18 protein-coding genes are annotated in these 17,359 nt (G+C 62.2%); 14 read left to right on the top strand and 4 right to left on the bottom strand.

Annotated features, from left to right (window positions below):
* The first annotated feature begins 254 nt into the window (after positions 1-254).
* The 10 genes from ACWA13_RS00265 to ACWA13_RS00310 all read left to right on the top strand — a co-directional run bounded on the left by ACWA13_RS00265 (position 255) and on the right by ACWA13_RS00310 (position 9,899).
* Positions 255-1,583: an ABC transporter substrate-binding protein gene (locus ACWA13_RS00265; RefSeq protein ID WP_463935947.1), complete on the top strand. Its 1,329-nt coding sequence runs from the start codon at positions 255-257 to the stop codon at positions 1,581-1,583.
* A gap of 133 nt (positions 1,584-1,716) precedes the next feature.
* Entirely contained in the window at positions 1,717-2,619 is a 903-nt protein-coding gene (locus ACWA13_RS00270; RefSeq protein ID WP_463935949.1) for a carbohydrate ABC transporter permease, read from the top strand.
* A gap of 11 nt (positions 2,620-2,630) precedes the next feature.
* Positions 2,631-3,602 (top strand): carbohydrate ABC transporter permease, encoded by a 972-nt coding sequence (locus ACWA13_RS00275; protein ID WP_463935950.1) that lies wholly within the window; start codon positions 2,631-2,633, stop codon positions 3,600-3,602.
* Between the two features lie 3 nt (positions 3,603-3,605).
* Entirely contained in the window at positions 3,606-4,931 is a 1,326-nt protein-coding gene (locus ACWA13_RS00280; protein ID WP_463935951.1) for an arabinan endo-1,5-alpha-L-arabinosidase, read from the top strand.
* Positions 4,928-5,584, top strand: coding sequence for a YesL family protein (locus tag ACWA13_RS00285; RefSeq protein WP_463935953.1), 657 nt, complete (start codon positions 4,928-4,930; stop codon positions 5,582-5,584). The genes ACWA13_RS00280 and ACWA13_RS00285 overlap by 4 nt, the downstream gene beginning before the upstream one ends.
* Before the next feature lie 66 nt (positions 5,585-5,650).
* The gene (gene arfA, locus ACWA13_RS00290) at positions 5,651-7,201 is read left to right on the top strand and encodes an arabinosylfuranosidase ArfA (RefSeq protein ID WP_463935955.1); all 1,551 of its coding nucleotides are present in this window, start codon (positions 5,651-5,653) and stop codon (positions 7,199-7,201) included.
* Positions 7,202-7,362: 161 nt separating this feature from the next.
* Positions 7,363-7,572: a DUF4177 domain-containing protein gene (locus ACWA13_RS00295; protein ID WP_463935956.1), complete on the top strand. Its 210-nt coding sequence runs from the start codon at positions 7,363-7,365 to the stop codon at positions 7,570-7,572.
* A gap of 152 nt (positions 7,573-7,724) precedes the next feature.
* Entirely contained in the window at positions 7,725-8,243 is a 519-nt protein-coding gene (locus tag ACWA13_RS00300) for a flavin reductase family protein (RefSeq protein ID WP_463935958.1), read from the top strand.
* 90 nt (positions 8,244-8,333) lie between these two features.
* Positions 8,334-9,443 (top strand): hypothetical protein, encoded by a 1,110-nt coding sequence (locus ACWA13_RS00305; protein ID WP_463935959.1) that lies wholly within the window; start codon positions 8,334-8,336, stop codon positions 9,441-9,443.
* A 60-nt stretch (positions 9,444-9,503) separates the two neighbouring features.
* Positions 9,504-9,899, top strand: coding sequence for a hypothetical protein (locus ACWA13_RS00310; protein WP_463935960.1), 396 nt, complete (start codon positions 9,504-9,506; stop codon positions 9,897-9,899).
* A 170-nt stretch (positions 9,900-10,069) separates the two neighbouring features.
* Here the strand turns inward: ACWA13_RS00310 and ACWA13_RS00315 are convergent, their stop codons facing one another.
* A complete protein-coding gene (locus ACWA13_RS00315; RefSeq protein ID WP_463935961.1) occupies positions 10,070-10,885 on the bottom strand; it encodes an alpha/beta hydrolase in 816 nt (271 codons plus the stop codon).
* A 147-nt stretch (positions 10,886-11,032) separates the two neighbouring features.
* Here ACWA13_RS00315 and kynA point away from each other — a divergent pair, with 147 nt between their 5' ends.
* From kynA to ACWA13_RS00330, 3 genes are all read left to right on the top strand, one after another.
* Positions 11,033-11,902, top strand: a complete 870-nt coding sequence (kynA, locus tag ACWA13_RS00320; RefSeq protein WP_463935962.1) for a tryptophan 2,3-dioxygenase — start codon at positions 11,033-11,035, stop codon at positions 11,900-11,902.
* Positions 11,903-11,941: 39 nt separating this feature from the next.
* Positions 11,942-13,177 (top strand): kynureninase, encoded by a 1,236-nt coding sequence (locus ACWA13_RS00325; RefSeq protein ID WP_463935964.1) that lies wholly within the window; start codon positions 11,942-11,944, stop codon positions 13,175-13,177.
* Between the two features lie 95 nt (positions 13,178-13,272).
* Positions 13,273-14,028 (top strand): PaaX family transcriptional regulator, encoded by a 756-nt coding sequence (locus ACWA13_RS00330; protein WP_463935965.1) that lies wholly within the window; start codon positions 13,273-13,275, stop codon positions 14,026-14,028.
* On the opposite strand, the gene ACWA13_RS00335 is transcribed toward ACWA13_RS00330, so the two are convergent.
* The gene (locus ACWA13_RS00335; RefSeq protein ID WP_463935966.1) at positions 14,015-15,022 is read right to left on the bottom strand and encodes a LacI family DNA-binding transcriptional regulator; all 1,008 of its coding nucleotides are present in this window, start codon (positions 15,020-15,022) and stop codon (positions 14,015-14,017) included. The two genes, ACWA13_RS00330 and ACWA13_RS00335, sit on opposite strands and share 14 nt — an antisense overlap.
* A gap of 258 nt (positions 15,023-15,280) precedes the next feature.
* Between ACWA13_RS00335 and ACWA13_RS00340 the strand changes: the two genes are divergently transcribed.
* A complete protein-coding gene (locus ACWA13_RS00340) occupies positions 15,281-15,955 on the top strand; it encodes a haloacid dehalogenase type II (RefSeq protein WP_463935968.1) in 675 nt (224 codons plus the stop codon).
* Positions 15,956-15,975: 20 nt separating this feature from the next.
* Here the strand turns inward: ACWA13_RS00340 and ACWA13_RS00345 are convergent, their stop codons facing one another.
* Both ACWA13_RS00345 and ACWA13_RS00350 read right to left on the bottom strand, forming a co-directional pair.
* Complete coding sequence (locus ACWA13_RS00345) at positions 15,976-17,004, bottom strand: DUF808 domain-containing protein (RefSeq protein ID WP_463935969.1); 1,029 nt, start codon at positions 17,002-17,004, stop codon at positions 15,976-15,978.
* A 100-nt stretch (positions 17,005-17,104) separates the two neighbouring features.
* The gene (locus ACWA13_RS00350; protein WP_463935971.1) at positions 17,105-17,344 is read right to left on the bottom strand and encodes a hypothetical protein; all 240 of its coding nucleotides are present in this window, start codon (positions 17,342-17,344) and stop codon (positions 17,105-17,107) included.
* Positions 17,345-17,359: the final 15 nt, after the last annotated feature.

Consider the following 17,359-nt stretch of genomic DNA (forward strand, 5'->3'; position numbering starts at 1 on the left):
GCGCCCGGGCTGCAAAACTTGCAACGTTGTAACGGAAATATTGCATGGGGTGGCCCGAGCCGTCAAGGGTGGGTGCAGCCGCCAAAAATTAACTGGAAGTTCACCCTTGACGATTCGGCAGCTGCCGTGTGAAGGTTTCTTACAACGTTGCAACGAATCCCCCGGATGCCCGTCCGCCTTCCGCGGACAGTGGGGGCCATCACCACCTCACCCGTAACTGACTGCTCCACCCAACTTGGAAGGAACACGTGATAATGAAGTCACGTCCCATAGCCGCCACCCTGGCGCTCTTCACCGCAGCCGGCCTGATGCTGGGCGGCTGCTCCGCTCCCAGCGCGGAAGACAGCGGCGAAAAGAAGCTGACCTTTATGTTCCGCGGCGGCGAAGATGAGAAGAAGGCCTACGAAAAAGCTGTCGAGCAGTTTGAAGCTGCCAACGGCGTGGACGTGGACATCATCGTCACCACCGCGGACCAGTACGCCACCAAGCTCAAGGCCGCGATCGCCGGCAAGCAGATCCCCGATGTGTTCTACATCGGCCCGGGTGATGTGCAGGCTTACGTGCAGAACGGGATCGTTAAGGACATCACGGATTACGTGGAAGGCTCCGACACGATCGACCTGGACAACATCTGGGAGTACGGCGTGAACAGCTACCGGTACGACGGCAAGCTGGTGGGAGAAGGAGCCATCTACGCCCTGCCCAAGGACGTTGGACCCTTCTCCTTCGGCTACAACAAGACGATGCTTGAAAAGGCCGGGATACCGCTGCCGGACAAGGACAAGCCCTACACGTTTGATGAATTCGTGGACGCCGCCAAGAAGCTCACGGCGGACACCAACGGAGACGGCGCCCTCGATCAGTGGGGCACCGGCCTGAACGTACAGTGGAACCTGCAGCCGTTCGTATGGTCCAACGGTGGCGATTGGCTCAACGAGGACCGCACCAAGGTCACCGTGGACACCCCGGAATTTGCGGAATCCCTGCAATGGTTCGCCGATCTGCAGAACGTCCATGGCGTAACTCCGTCGGTGGCCGAGGCCCAGACGCTGGACACCTACCAGCGCTGGATGAAGGGTGAGATCGGGTTCTTCCCGATCGCCCCCTGGGACCTCTCCACCTACCAGAAGCTCGGCTTTGAATGGGACGTGATTCCCTACCCGGCAGGCGAAACCGGGAAAACGGCCAGCTGGATCGGCAGCCTGGGCATCGCGGTCTCGGAGACCACCAAGCACCCGGAGGAGGCCGTCAAACTGGTGGAGTACCTCACGGCCAACAAGGAAGCGCAGCAGAGCCTCGTGGACGCTGGCATCCAAATTCCCAACCTCAAGGACATGGCTGAGACCTGGGCCGCGGACACCACCACCAAGCCAGCCAACAAGGCTGAGTTCCTGGAAGTCGTGAAGGACTACGGCCGCGCGCTGCCCGGCGGCAACACGTTCAACGCCGAGTGGTACGACGAGCTCTGGACGAACATCCAGCCCGTCCTGGACGGCAAGCAGACCGCGGCGGACTACCTGAAGGAAGCGCAGCCCAGGATGCAGGAATTCCTGGACGCAGCCAACCAGCAGGCCGGCCATTAGCGCCCTCCTGCGGTAAGTCCTCCTGCAGTAAAGCAAGGTGCCGCGGCAGTACCCGAGTACCGCCGCGGCACCTGATCACTTGTCCTTCCCCCAGTACCACCTCCACAAATCATCGATCAAAGAGGATCCAGCGATGACCACCACCATCAACCGCCGTTCACGGCTCCACCGGAAGGAACACCAGGCCGCGCTGCTCTTTGTTGCCATACCGGTGCTTGGATTCCTCCTCTTCACACTTTTCCCATTGCTGTTCTCCGTCTACGCCTCCTTCACGAGCTGGAACGGAATTTCCGCTCCCAAGTTCAACGGCCTGGACAACTACATCAAAATGTTCGGCGACAGGTACTTCCTGAAGTCGCTGTGGAACACGCTGTTCATGATGATCGGCATCCCCATCGGCCTGGTGATCTCGTTGGCCCTGGCCCTGGCGATGAACCGGAAAATGCATGGCACGACGTTCTTCCGTACCGTTTACTACCTGCCGGTTATCTCCTCCATTGCGGCCGTAGCCATCCTCTGGCAGTGGGCCTTTAACGGCGACTTCGGCCTCATCAACCAGGGCCTGGGACTCTTGGGCATCGACGGCCCCAACTGGCTGCAGGACACGGCCACGGTGAAGCCTGCGCTGATCATCATGGCCATCTGGAAGGGTCTGGGCTACTCAATGCTGCTGTACCTGGCGGCGCTGCAATCCGTACCCCGGTACCTCTACGAAGCCGCTTCCCTTGACGGCGCCACGGCCTGGCAGCAGTTCCGCCACATCACGGTCCCCATGGTCCGTCCTGTCACGTTCTTCCTGATCGTCACCAGCATCATCGGCGGCTCGCAGATCTTCGTGGAAATCAACATCATGACCCCCACCGGCGGCCCCGAGTTCGAATCGGCAACCATCGTTTGGTACATCTGGCAGAAAGCCTTCGACAACCTTCAGATGGGCTACGCCTCGGCGATGTCAGTCATCCTGGGCCTGCTGGTGTTCATTATTACCTTCATCCAGTTCCGGCTTAACCGCCGCAACCAGTTTTCGATCGATTGAGGCAGGCAGCCATGTCGACACAGAATGTTGTGACCACCCCTCCGTTGGACCCTACGGAGGCCATACCGGCGACCTATCGCAAGAACGCACGGGGCGGAGCCGGGAACGGCAGTGCTTCCCGCGGCACCGGCCGGGGCGAAAAGTCCACCAAGGACAGGCTTCGGCTGGGTAACATCCTGACCACGCTGATCCTGTCCGTTGGTGCCATAGTCATGATCGCCCCGCTGGCCTGGACGTTCTCCACGTCGCTGAAGACCAAGGACGGCGTCTTCGAGCTTCCGCCGCAGTGGATCCCGGACCCGTTCGTCTGGGAGAACTACCTCCGGATCTGGACGGCTGGTCCGCTGCTGAGCGGCATCCAGAACAGCCTGATCGTGGCGGCGTCCGTCACGATCGTCGGATCACTTACCTCCGCGCTCGCGGCCTTCGCCTTCGCCAAGATGCGGATGCCCTTCAAGAACGCCATGTTCCTGGGGCTTCTGTCCGGTCTGATGATCCCGTTCCCGACTCTGATGATTCCGCAGTTCACCATCTTCGCCAGCATCGGTTGGGTGGATACCCTCCTGCCGCTGATTGTCCCAGGGCTTTTTGGCAACATCATCATGATCTTCTTCCTGCGCCAGTTCCTGAACAGCATCCCGGATTCGATCGTCGAGGCAGCAAGGATTGACGGCGCGTCCTACCTGCAGATCTTCTGGACGCTGATCCTGCCGGCCATCCGCCCCGCGCTCGCCGCGCAGTTCATCCTCTGGTTCATGGCCGTCTGGAACGACTACCTGGCGCCCATTATCTACTTGAACTCGCCGGGCACGCAGACGCTGCAGTTGGTCATCGCCAACTTCAACGCCCAGTACGCCATCCAGACGGATTACCCGCTGATCATGGCGGCGTCGTTCATCGCGCTGCTGCCGGTACTGATCGTCTTCGTCGTCTTCCAGCGCCAGATCATCGAATCCATTGCGCTTTCCGGATCCAAGGGCTGAACCATGCTGAACACTGAGACGGCACCGGCGGATTCCACTACCTGGGGCGCCCGGCACGCCCACGATCCCACGGTGGTGCGCGACGACGACGGCACCTACTACATGTTCTCCACCGACGCAGTGGCCAACACTAAAGATATTCCTGCCGGAGTACATATCCGGACCTCGCAGGATCTTGTGGACTGGGAGTACTCGGGAACGGCATTCGACGGCGTGCCCTCACCAGCCGCTGAATGGACCGGTGCACACGGCCTCTGGGCGCCGGAAGTAGTGCGGTGGCCTGGTAGCGGATGGCATATGTACTATTCTGCGTCCACCTTCGGATCCAGGACCTCGGCCATTGGGCTCGCGGTAGCACCATCTCCCGCCGGGCCCTGGGAGGACCGTGGACTCGTGGTGGCCACCCGCCACGATGAACATTCCCAGAACGCCATAGATGCCGCCGTCGTCCTTGACGCAGATGGCGCACCCTGGCTGACCTACGGCTCCTTCTTCTCCGGTATCTACATGCTGCCGTTGGACCGGGAGTCCGGAATGCCGTTGGTGGAGGGCGATCTTGGCACGCTGATCGCCCGGCGGCATCCCTCAGTGGATGGGGCGGTGGAAGGAGCCTTTGTCCTCTACCGGCCGGAGGAGGAGCAGTACGTTCTCTTCACGTCCTATGATTCGCTCTTCGACAGCTACAACATGCGGGTGGCTGTCTCCGACTCCATCACCGGCCCCTACCGCGACTTCCGGGGCGCTTCGCTGACTGATTTGGATGCTCCGCCGGCCCTGACCGGAACGAAGGTGCTGGGCAGCTACCGGTTCGACGGCGGCATTGGCTGGCTGGCGCCTGGCCACAACTCGGTATTCACCCAGGCCGGCCCGGACGGATCCCCTGAGCACTTTGTGGTGCACCACGTGCGTTTCGCCGACGACCCCAGCCAACATATGGCCCAGGTCCGGCGGCTGTTTTTCACTGCCGCCGGCTGGCCTGTGGTGTCACCGCAGCCTTATGCGGGCCAGGCCGTCGAGGTCTTGCCGAACCCGGAGCCCATTGCAGGTACGTGGCAGGTGCTCAAGTTTGCGCCTGAATCCACTGAGCTGGTGAAGGCCATGGAGCTTGAAGTTTCCTGTGGAGGAACGGAAGTGGTGGTATCCGACGGAGCAGCCGCGGCTGCCACTCTCATCATCAAGGGCGCTCCGGACGGCTCCGGGCAGGCTGTGGAGTTGGACGCCGTGGTTTTCGGTTCCTGGGACTGGGCCCGCGGACAGGCCGCGCTGTCCTTCAGCGGCATCGATCAGCACGGCACCGTCTGGTCCGGAACCAAGGGAGCGTTGGGATGAATGACGCACCGATGGGCTGGGCCGGGCGCGCCATGGAGTGGCTTGGCTTCGCCAGCAGGCTGGTCCTTATCAACGTTCTGTTTGCGGCCGGAGCCGTAGCAGGGCTGGTGTTATTCGGTCTCTTCCCGGCCGCGGTGGCAGCAACCACCCTGCTGGCACGGCTTCGTGCCGGTGCGGCGGGGGATCACCTGGTGCGGGACTTCATCACCGTCTACCGCTCACAGTTTTGGCACTCCAACCGGGTGGGCGGGATTTTCTGGATTGCCGGCGTCGTGCTGTTCCTGAATGTTTTCGCCATGCAGGGCGGCGGCTCTGCATCACCGGTGCACGGCGTGCTGCTGATGCTTGCAGCGGTTGCCGGGGCGGTTACGTTGCTGGCTGCCCTTGCTGCAGTGACCCTCTGCAGCCGATACCGGGACTCGGTCATCCGGACTTGGCGGACGGCATTCCTGCTGCCGCTGGTCTCGCCGGTGATGAGCCTTTCGCTGCTGGTGAGCCTGGTGGCATTCGCCGTCATCGCCTCGGGACTGACCGTCCTGGTCCCGTTGGTGGGGGTGTCGGTACCACTGCTGGCGTCCGGCTGGCTGGTGGGCCGCAGGCTGGACGGAATTGTTTCCGTGGACCAGACCCTTGCGGAGCCCGCCATCGCCTAAACCGCCTGAAATCTATCGCCATAGAACCCGTCAATTTTTACAACGTTATACAGAATAGGAAGAACCGTGACCACCACCTCCGCTACCGCTGAACAGGCCTCCTTGGCTGTTGTGGCACCAACTGTCATTACCATTGACCGCTCTGCCGTTGTGGCACCTGTAAGCCGCCGCATTTTCGGCTCGTTCGTGGAGCACCTGGGCCGCTGCGTGTATGACGGCATCTACGAGCCGGGCCACCCCACTGCCAATGAGGACGGCTTCCGGCTGGATGTCATTGAGCTCGTCAAGGAACTCGGCTCCAGCACTATCCGCTACCCCGGCGGCAACTTCGTCTCAGGCTACCGGTGGGAAGACGGCGTGGGCCCGCGGGAGCAGCGCCCGGTCCGCCGCGACCTGGCCTGGCACTCGCTGGAATCCAACCAGGTGGGCCTGGATGAGTTTGCCCGCTGGTGCAAGCTCACCGGCTCGGAGCTGATGATGGCCGTCAACCTGGGTACCCGTGGCATCGAGGCCGCCCTTGACCTGCTGGAGTACGCCAACCACCCCTCGGGGACCGCCCTGAGCGAGCAGCGCATCGCCAACGGCACCAAGGACCCGTACAACATCCGTATGTGGTGCTTGGGCAACGAGATGGACGGCCCGTGGCAGATCGGGCACATGTCCGCTGACAGTTACGGAAAGCTGGCCGCCCGCACCGCGTCCGCCATGAAGACGGCGGACAAAGACCTGGAGCTGGTGGTCTGCGGCTCCTCGAGTTCCTCGATGCCGACGTTCGGTGAATGGGAGCGGGTGGTCCTGGAACACGCCTACGAGCACGTGGACTACATTTCCTGCCACGCCTACTACCAGGAGCGCAACGGCGACCTCGGCTCCTACCTGGCATCGTCCCTGGACATGCAGTACTTCATCGAAACCGTGGTGGCCACTGCGGACCACGTCAAGCACAAGCTGAAGAGCAAAAAGACGGTCCAGCTTTCCTTCGATGAGTGGAACATCTGGTACCTGGACGAGCACCAGGCCTCCGAGGAAGTCAACGATGAGTGGGTCCACGCGCCCCGGCAGCTGGAAGACACCTACTCCGTGGCCGACGCCGTGGTGTTCGGCAACCTGCTGATCACCCTGCTGAAGAACCACGACCGGGTAGCTGCCGCTTCGCTGGCCCAGCTGGTCAACGTCATCGCCCCGATCATGACCGAGCCGGGCGGTGACGCCTGGCGCCAGACCACGTTCTTCCCGTTCTCCGTCACGTCCCGGCTGGCCAAAGGCGAAGTCCTCCGTCCCCGCATCGACGCCGGCACCTACACCACCGCCGTCTACGGCGAGGCGCCGCTGGTGGACGCCGTGGCCACAACCGACGCCGCCACCGGGGAATCTGCACTGTTCCTGGTCAACCGCAGCCAGACCGAGGCCATCGACGTGACCATCAACGTCGCGGACCTCAACGCCACCGTCATCACCGAGGCTGTGACGCTGCACGATGCGGACGTCTACGCCAAGAACACCCTCCAGGACCAGAACCGCGTAGGACTGAAAACACTCGACGGCGCCGTCCTCCAGGAAGGCACGCTCACCGTGACACTGCCCCCGGTGTCCTGGTCCGCCGTCGCGCTCGGCTGACTGAACGGGGACGGCCGCGAACGCGCGGCAGGGCCGCAATCCGCAGGGAACTACTGCGGGTTGCGGCCCTTTCGTCTAGGCCCTCTGGTCGCTTAGTTCTTTGGGTGTCCAAGGCAAAGATTGCGTGATAGTTTCCTTCGAAAAACAGAAGGAGGCGTTTGATGCAGTACGTCGTCTTGCAGGTGATCCTCAAAGAGAAAATGTGGGGAACTGGTTCGGGCAATCTGACTTCCCTGGAGAAGGCCATCAACGATCAGGCCGCGAAAGGTTATCGGCTCCACACAATTACCACGGCGAGCAGTGGGAGCAAGGGAATGATCGGCGGCGGTGACCGCATCCAGGCAACAATGGTGTTCGAGCGACTCGGGTAACGGCACGATCCTGGCTGACTGAGGGAATGCATCGTGAGCTCTCGGGAACCCTATCTCGACCGCCTGGCGGCCCGCGGCATGGATGCATTTGACCTCAACCATGGTTGAGCTTTTAGGGTGAAGAGCGTCGATCCATCGAACTAAGGTCCACCATGCCGCTCTCCGCTTCTCCTTCGTCTCTGCCTGTCACCGATCACTTCAAGGCCGCCTTCCGCGCCCATCCTGCTGGGGTGGCCGTGATCACTGCGACGGGCACGGAAGGAGTCGTTGGGCTGACGGCTTCGTCGGTGGCATCAGTTTCAGCCGTTCCGCCGATTCTCGCCTTCTCGGTTTCGGGCGGGCGGTCAGCTTCGCAGGTGGCGGCTGCGCAGACCGTGGTGGTCCATCTGCTCAGTGCTGATCAGCTTGAACTCGCCCGCATCTTCTCCATTCCCGGCACACCCCGGTTCACCGGAGGCATGGACTGGGAGCTACTGCCCACCGGCGAGCCTTATCTTCGCGAGGCGCCGTGGGCGCTCCGCTGCGAAATTGTCCACCGGGTGGCACTGGGCGGCTCGGTGCTGCTGGCCGCCAGCGTCCTGGAGGTCCTCTCTAACCCGTCGGATTCAGACTCGCTGGTCTATCAGGACCGGGCCTTTCACAGGCTTAGCCCTATCGAAGCTGTCTCCTGAGATACCAGAACGCGCCAGGGGTTTCCGTCGCCGCATAACGATTGAGCCCTATCAATCGACCTACCTGACGGCTCCCGCCATGATGGACTCATGCACCCTCTGGAATCCACAGTCAGCTTCGCGGCCTTCAGGCGGATAGCCGTCGCCATCGTAACGACGGCGCTCCTGCTGAGCGGATGCGCGGCTCCGGGCGGCAACGCCCCCCTGGCTGATGCTGCGGAGGTTGTCGATGGCTACGACTGCCTTGCTCCGAACCTGGGCGGCTGGATGCTCCCTCCCGATCCGTCCAGTTCGCCCGACCCGCTACACCCTGATGCCCCGGATCCTGGTCGGGTGCCGGCGGAATTCACGCCCACCACCGCTGTGCGTTGTGACCTGATGGCCAGCATCGACGACGCCGAGGGACGCTGGACTGGTGCTACCGAAGAGACCCTGGAGGGTGATCTGACAGCCCTGCTTGCAGCCCTGTCTGAGCCGGATGATGGGCCCTGGCCCGGTCCGTGTACGGCAGACGCCGAGCTTGTGCCCCCGCTCTGGCTCGTGGACGCAAGCGGGCGGGCGATCAATGCGCACTACCCTCGGGACGGCTGCGGCAAGACGAAGCCCGGCGTGCGCGAAGCCCTCGCCAAACTGAACGTGCTGGAGGCCGTGACACTTAAGCGGACACTGGTTGAACCGCGTGCAGCGCTCGACAGCGGATGCCCTGCAGGGTGGAAGGCTCCGTTCGCTGAGGGCACGCGCCTGTCAATCCCGTCGGAAGGTCCGCTCGCCGGACCTGACGGAGTTTCACAGATTTCCAGCAGCCCGCTGACTGTCACGGTGCCGGCCAGCCTCGACGCAATGCGGTGGTGCCGCTATGCGTCTGAACCTGCTTCATCGGGGGCGACCGGTCCGAGCGAGGCGCCGGCGCTTTCGGGGTCCGTCACTCTTCGAACGGGACGATTCGTCGCTGGCGGCATGCTCGACGCCGAAATCGCTCAGTTGGTTGCCGACGCTGCCGCCTCGGACCCGGTGCCGCGCTCCTGTGATGCCTCATCGACGTCGTTCCTGGAGCTCTGGCCGATCAAGGACGGGCGCGACCTCGGGATGACGCTCACTGCCGAACTCGATGGCTGCGGGTTGCTCTACCGCGAGGGAAGCGGCACCCGCCCGCTACCGGCCAACGTGTCCGAGATTCTCACTGCGCTGACCGCTCAGTGAGAGCGCGCTGACTTGCTTCCTTTCACACGGACGATGTGAACCTGTGGCACAGTGAGCACCATGACGCGAATCCTGATGATCGGTATCCATGCCAAGGCCCTCGACTACAGCAAACTGCCGCCTGAACTCAATGAAGCCACGATGACCGAGCGGATAGAGGCCGGCTTCGGCGCCACCCTCGCGGCCGGTTTTGACGCAGTCTCATGCCTGACTGGCACCGCGCCGGACGAAGCTGAAGCGCAGGTACGTGCGGCGTTCGCCCAAGATCAGTTCGGCTTGGTGATGATCGGCGGCGGCATCAGGATGATCCCTGAATACACCGAGCTCTTCGAGCGCATCATCAACACGTGCAGCGCAATGGCCCCAGGAATCCCCTTCTGCTTCAACACCTCACCTGAGACGACGCTGGAGGCATTGGGGCGCCATGTCCAGCCCGGATCGCCCGCCGTCAACTAGGTACCGTCAGCAGGGCCTTTACTGCAGGTAGGGCCTGGTGATGAGTTCAATGGCGTGGCCCGCGGGGTCCTTGAAGTACACGCCGCGCCCGCCATGTTCGGTATTGGTCTGGCCGGGAAGCCCACCGTAGACTCCCTGCCCGCCACGTGGAAAGCAGCGTGGGCAGGAAGCTAAGCGGGAGTCGTCAGGGGGTGGAGCATTTCCTCGACAAGTTGCCGGCAGACCTCATAGGCGGCCGCGCCCGGAGTGATGACCGCAAAGTGGTCACCCGAGGTCTCATGCAGTCTTGCGGGGTCCCCAGCGGCTTTGGCCGCTGCGACGTACGTCTCCGAGAGGCTGAAGGGGGCGGCCTCGTCCTCACGGCTGTGGACAGCGTGGACGGGTACGTGGATGGGCAAACGAGCGATCGGATCGGCAACGAGGTACCGCTCTGCGTTCTCCAGAGGTGTGGATTCCATCAGGTTTTCAACCGCACCGGCGCTGAGGCCCATGTGCCAGGCAGCAGTGAGATCCAAAATCCCGGCCTGGCTGACGACGCCTATGAGGGGTACGCGGGGGTTCGCCCCAGGAGCGCCGTCCGGGAGAGTAGGGCGGCCAGCTGCCCACACGGCCAAGTGACCACCTGCGGAATGTCCGAGGGCCGCTACCCTGGCCTGGTCCAGACCGTACTCCTGAGCGATGTCTTGGAGCGCGTCTGTTCCGGATGCGATGTCCTCAAACGTTGCCGGCCACCCGCCTGCCCCTACGGCTCCATCGGTACCGGCGCGCCGGTACTCAAGATTCCACACCGCAAAGCCTCGGGCGGCAAGGTCCAGTGCCACAGGCTCGCCAAGCTCAGCTGTGTACCGCTCCCGCCAGTACCCGCCGTGGATGAGAACCACAATGCCCGGCGGGCCGGGTTGCCTGGGTTGTCCCGGCAAAAACAGTTCCCCCCATTGATCCTTGTGGGGTCCGTAGGCAATTACTCTTCGCACTGGTGCCATCATGTCCCACGATCCTCACGCCGCTTCCGGTTGTGCCGGTGCTTTCCGGAAAGAAGCCGAGAATGGCAGCACCGTTGGAAGACACGATATCGCCAGATAATTCCAAATTCAATCCTTTGACGGCCGTCACACTAGTGATATTCTTTTTGCATGACCACCCCCAAAAACGTGCCTGGCACTGCTGTTCGGGATATCGAAGAGTCCGTACGAACCGATTTCCGCGACACAATGACTTACGGCCGGTACTTGGACCTGGACAGGCTACTCACGTCCCAGCATCCGCTCAGCAAACCGGAGCACCATGACGAGCTGCTGTTCATCATTCAGCATCAGACGAGTGAACTGTGGTTGAAGCTGATGCTGCATGAACTGAGGGAGTCACGGCGACTCTTGGACGAGTCCGACTTGGGTAAGGCATTGAAGTGCCTGGCACGGGTCAAGGCCATTCAACGCACGCTCACAGAACAGTGGTCCGTTCTGGGCACCCTCACGCCACGCGAATACGCCCAGTTCCGTGGAAGCCTGGGCAGTGCGTCTGGATTTCAATCCTTCCAATACCGCGCTGTCGAATTCATACTCGGCAATAAGAACGCCCACATGCTCAAGGTATTTGAGAACGAGCCCGAAGCTCACAAGATGCTTTCCGACCTCCTGGACGAACCGACCGTCTACGATGCCTTCCTGCGGGCACTGGCCCGGGAAGGGTACGGGGTAAGTGAGGACATCCTGACCCGGGATGTCAGGTTGCCGTGGGTCTTCCAGGAGTCGTTGGTCCCTGTTTTCAAGGAGATCTACGAATCGGAAGAGACCCCGTGGGGGTACTACGAAGCATGCGAAGACCTTGTTGACCTGGAGGACAACTTCCAGGCCTGGCGCTTCCGCCATCTGCGGACGGTTCAACGCACCATCGGCTTCAAGACCGGCACCGGGGGGTCCTCTGGCGTCGATTTCCTCAGGCGGGCTCTTGACCTGACATTTTTTCCCGAGCTCTACGCTGTGCGGACCGAAATCGGCAACTGACAGCGGCCGGAAACGACCTACGAAAATGAAAGATGAAGCATGAATTCCACAACCGAACTCTCAGCAGCCGAGTTGGACAGGTCCGACCCCCTAAGGCGCTACCGGGACCACTTTCTGGACTCGGCAGAAGATCGAGTGGTGGCCTATCTCGACGGAAACTCCCTGGGCAGGCCCTTAGCCATCACCCAGGAGCGCATGGCTGAATTCATCGACAAGGAGTGGGGATCGCGCCTCATTCGCAGCTGGGATGAGCGATGGATGGACGAACCGACTAACGTCGGCGACAAGTTGGGTGAAGTCGTGCTCGGCGCCGCCCCAGGCCAGACTGTCATCGGCGACTCCACCTCCGTACTGCTCTATAAGCTGATCCGGGCTGCCGTGGATGCATCGTTGCCGTCGGGCCGGAACGAGCTGATCCTGGACCGGGAGAATTTTCCGACGGACCGGTTCATCGCCGAAGGCATCGCGGCGGAACGAGGAGCCACAATCCGCTGGATTCAGCCGGATCCAGCCACGGGCGTCCGAGCGGAGGACCTGGCGGGCCTCCTTGGACCACGGACGGCAGCGGTGGTTCTCAGCCATGTGGCGTACCGTTCAGGCTTCCTGGCAGATGCCCGGAGCATCACGGCACTCGTCAAGGCTGAAGGTGCCCTGATGCTGTGGGATCTCTGCCACTCGGCCGGCTCTGTCCCGCTGCAACTCGATGACTGGGGCGTTGACCTGGCAGTGGGTTGTACGTACAAGTACCTCAACGGAGGTCCCGGGGCACCGGCGTTTGCTTACGTCCGGAGCGGGCTGCAAGACCGCCTGCAGCAGCCCATCTGGGGGTGGATGGGCGCGGACCAACCCTTCGGCATGTCACCGAGCTATGAACCAGCCGCGGGAATCCGCAGGTTCATCACCGGCACGCCGCCTATCCTCGCCATGCAGCCGCTCAAACACATGCTGGACCTGATTGCCGAGGCCGGCATGCCTGCAATCCGGGAGAAGTCTGTGGCGCTGACTGAGCACGCGGCCACACTGGCTGACCATTGGCTGGCGCCCCTTGGGGCTGAGATGGTCAGTCCCCGTGATCCTGAAGAGCGCGGCTCGCACATCACCGTTAATCACCCACTTTTTGCTGAAGTGACTTCACGGCTTTGGGAAAGGGGCGTGATCCCTGACTACCGTCCACCGCACGGGTTGCGGATCGGCCTGTCACCTCTCAGCACGAGCTACACCGAACTCGAAGCGGGCATGTCAGCCATCCGCGAGGTCCTGTCTGAGGTTATGTAGTGCCGGTTCTTGATGACACTTTCTCGCGGCCGGGGAGCGTGGTTTCCTTGCTTCGTACGACCATCGGCCTTTACCTTCGCCAGTGCGGTGGGTGGATGCCAACAAAGTCCCTGACTGATCTCATGGAGGTTCTGGACGTCCCGGTAGAACTAACCCGCACTGCCCTGACACGGCTGAAACAAAAGGGCGTCTTAACGGCGGAGGCACGGGCCGGGCAGAAGGGTTATGCCCTCACAGACTCAGCACTCGTGATGTATTCCCGAGGGGATCGGCGGATTGATTTTCCCCGGAACATGCAGCCTGACGACGCCTGGTGCCTTATCTCATTTTCCGTACCGGAGTCCCAGCGGGAGCGCCGGCATCAACTCAGACGCCACCTTAGTTGGATCGGTTGCGGTACGGTGGCTCCCGGCCTTTGGGTCTGCCCGGACTTCCTGCGGGAAGAAGTCAATGTGATACTGCGTGAGCTTGACCTGCAGCGCCATGCAGTTTTGTTTACGACCAGGACACCGGAAGTAACGGGGGACCTCAGGGAGACAGTCTCTCAGTGGTGGGACCTGGAGCATCTTGCCAGCCTTCACCGTGAATTTATCGCTGAGTACAGTTCCGTGGCTACCGGATCCGTACCTGTCAGCGCTGGAACATTCGCCACTTATGTGAAGTGCATTGACCGTTGGCGGGTGATCCCATATGTTGACCCGGGTCTTCCCGGGCACTGCCTTCCGGACGACTGGCCGGGGGTGCGCTGCATCGAACTCTTTCAAAGCATCCGGAAATCACATGAGATCCCCAGCCTGGAGTTCGTTCAGACGGTGGTGCCGGAAAACTTGAGAGTTGCTAGCCGCCCGTAGATTCCCTGGCAACCACGCGGAAGGCCGTCTCGATTTCCCGGGGCGGCCCGCCGTCGTTGTTCTTGATGCGCTCCAGCAGCATCCGGATGGCGGTCTCTGCGATCTCCACCCGTCCCGGATCCACGGTGCTCAAGGTGGGCAAGCTGTAGCGCGTCTCGTCGAGGTCGTCGAAGCCGATCACGGCGACATCGTCCGGGACCCGGAATCCGGCCTCCTGCAGCACGCGCACCGCGCCCTGCGCCAGGGTGTCGTTAAGTCCGAAGACGGCATCGAAATCCACGCCGCTGTCCAGGAGTTCGTGCATGGCGGCAGCACCGTTTGAGCGGTGCCAGTCCACCACATAGGCCACAATGGCGTCGTCGTACGGGATGCCGCGGGACTCAAGGGCCTCGCGGTAGCCGCGCAGGCGAAGGCCGGCCGAGCCGATCACTTCACCCTCATGGGCTCCCACCACGGCGATCCGTTTCCGGCCAAGGTCCAACAGGTGTTCGGTGGCGGCGCGTGAGGCGGCGATGTTCTGCATGGTTACGTGGTCTGAATTGCTGTCGAAGATGCGCTCGCCCAGCAGGACAATGGGCACGTCCGCCTTGATCAGGTCCACGTCTTCCTGGCCAAGGGCGAGCGGGCTGAAGATCAGGCCGTCAGACATCTTCAGGCGCGGGCTGGCCATGACTTCCAGCTCGCGGTCACGGTCTGCGCCGGTCTGTTCGATCAGCACCACCAAGCCATGCTTCGCCGCCACTTCAATCACGGCGTCGGCCAGCTCGGCAAAATACGGCAGCTTCAGCTGGGGCAGCGCCAGCGTGATGGCACCGGTCTGGCCGGAACGCAGGCTCCGGGCCGTCAGGTTGGGACGGTATCCCAGCTCCTTGATGGCGTCTTCAACCTTGGCGCGGGTAGTGTCCCGGACGTACGGATGGTTGTTGATGACGTTGGAGACGGTCTTAAACGACACACCGGCGACGCGCGCCACGTCGTGAAGCGTCGCTGCCATGATGTCTCTCCCTGACGATGAAACCGGGCCAAGCAGCCCTCAACTAAACCCTACAACGTTGCATCCTCACGTTCAGCATCACCGGAGACCGCTGAACGGAAGCCGGTCGATGCCGAAGGACAGCGGGATGGGGTCATCAGGCGGCCCCTTTCATCCGTGCGGGCGTTGGCGTGCCGCCTCGTATCGGCTGGAGGTGGTTGGACGTAGGGAAGAATTGATGCAGTTCAGCACACCCCTCACGTCAGGCAAGGACAGACCATGGCAACCACGACCTTCCGCCCGGAGTACATCTCCTTCGATTGCTACGGCACGCTGATCAACTGGGTGCAGGATCCGACTACTCGAAACATCCTGAACGGCCGGGTCCCCGAGCAGCTTATGCCGGCGTTCCTGCGGGACTTTCGCAACTACCGCTATGACCAGGTATGCGGGGAGTACTACGCCTACGAGCAGGTGCTGCAGGACGCCTTTGATCGCACCTGCCGGAAGTGGAACCTGGAGCTGACCCCCGACGCCGGCGCACAATTTGGTGCCGCGGTGCTGGGTTGGAGCGCGCACGGGGATGTCCCCGGACCGCTGAAAACCATGGGCGAGAACTACAAGCTGGTGATCCTTTCCAATGCCGATACCAGCTTCCTGGACGTCAATGTGCCGCGGCTGGGAACTGCCTTCCACGCTGTTTACACTGCCGAGCAGGCCGGGTACTACAAGCCGCGTTACCAGGCCTTCGAGTACATGCTCCAGCAACTGAACGCCACTCCGGAGCAGTTCCTGCACGTCTCATCGCACACGCGTTATGACCTGATGCCGGCCCACGATCTTGGTTTCACCAACACCGTCCTGCTGGACCGTGGCTTTGACCCGCAGTGCACGGGGTACAACTACACCACCGTGAAGTCACTGGCGGAGCTTAACGGGCACCTTGGGTTGTAGTTCTTGAGAAGTGTCCGGAGCTAGGGCGCGGAGTCGGCGTCGACGTCGGGCTTGTTGGGCCGGTAGCCTCCGATGGCGGCGCGGACGGCGCCTTCCTCGTGCTCGCCGTCCTTCTTGCCGAACGGAAGTGCCTTCAGCAGCGGGTGCACAATTGCCAGGACCAGGCTGCCCCAAATGATGCCGATGACGGCCGAGCTCAGGGTGTTCACCAGCCAGGCAAGGAAGCTGCCCACCACGGGAATCCCGACGAATGGATGTTCAAGGACATGAACCAGGTCATACGGGCCATGCCAGCCGAGGTCGTAGGCGCCCTGGAGCATGATGTGGCCACCAACCCAGAGCATGGCGATGGTTCCGATGAAGGTGATGGCGGCCAGCACGGCGGGCATCCCCTTGACCAGCAGTTCGCCGAAGCGCTTTGAACCGGCGGAGTCCTTGGTGGTCAAGTGCAGGCCGATGTCGTCCATTTTGACGATGAGTCCCACAGCGCCGTAGACGAGTACCGTAATAATGATCGCCACGACCACCAGGATGAGCGCCCGGGACAACAAGGAGTCGCTGGCCACCTCGTTCATCGAGATCACCATGATCTCGCAGGACAGGATGAAGTCCGTGGTGATGGCACCCTTGATGACCTTGGCTTCCGCCTGCGGGCCCCGCTCGACGGCCGGCGCTTTCTCGGCTTCGTGATGGCCCCGGAGCTTGTGCCAGACCTTTTCCGCACCCTCATAGCAGAGGTAGGTTCCGCCCAGCATCAGGATGAACGGAATCACACCCGGGATGAAAGTGCTGATGAGCAGCAGTGCCGGCAGGATGATCAGCAGCTTGTTCCTGAGCGAGCCCCAGAAGATCCGCTTGATCATCGGCAGTTCGCGGGACGGGTCCGCGCCGGACACGTACTGCGGGGTTACGGCAGCATCATCGATCACAACACCGGCGGCTTTGACGCCCGCCCTGGCGGCACCGGCGGCGATGTCATCCACCGAGGCGGCCGCGATGCGGGCCAGGGCTGCGACGTCGTCCAGCAGGGCTACGAGGCCGCCGCTCACCGCTGGCCTCCGCGCTGCTGAGGGGCTGACGGCTGGGCGTGGATGCTTCGGGCGAAACGCGTGATCGGCATGTTTGGATTATATGGTGTCCGGGAAAACGTCAGGTTCGCGAAGCGTCCGGTTTTGTAGCCTCGTCCATAGGGACGACGGCGGACTTACCCTCGCCGCGTGATGCCACGATTGCCTGGGCAGCGAAGGCGGCACCGCCTGCCAGCAGGCCCACGGCGCTGACGATGTAATACCAGCGCCCGTCTGCAGTCAATGCTGAGATGACGCCGAAAACAGAGAAGGCAATTGCGGCCAGTGACGAAATGAGTATTGTTTTCCTGCGCTTGTCCATTGGTCCGTCCTAAGC

Source organism: Pseudarthrobacter sp. TRD_SC_9, assembly GCF_055361265.1.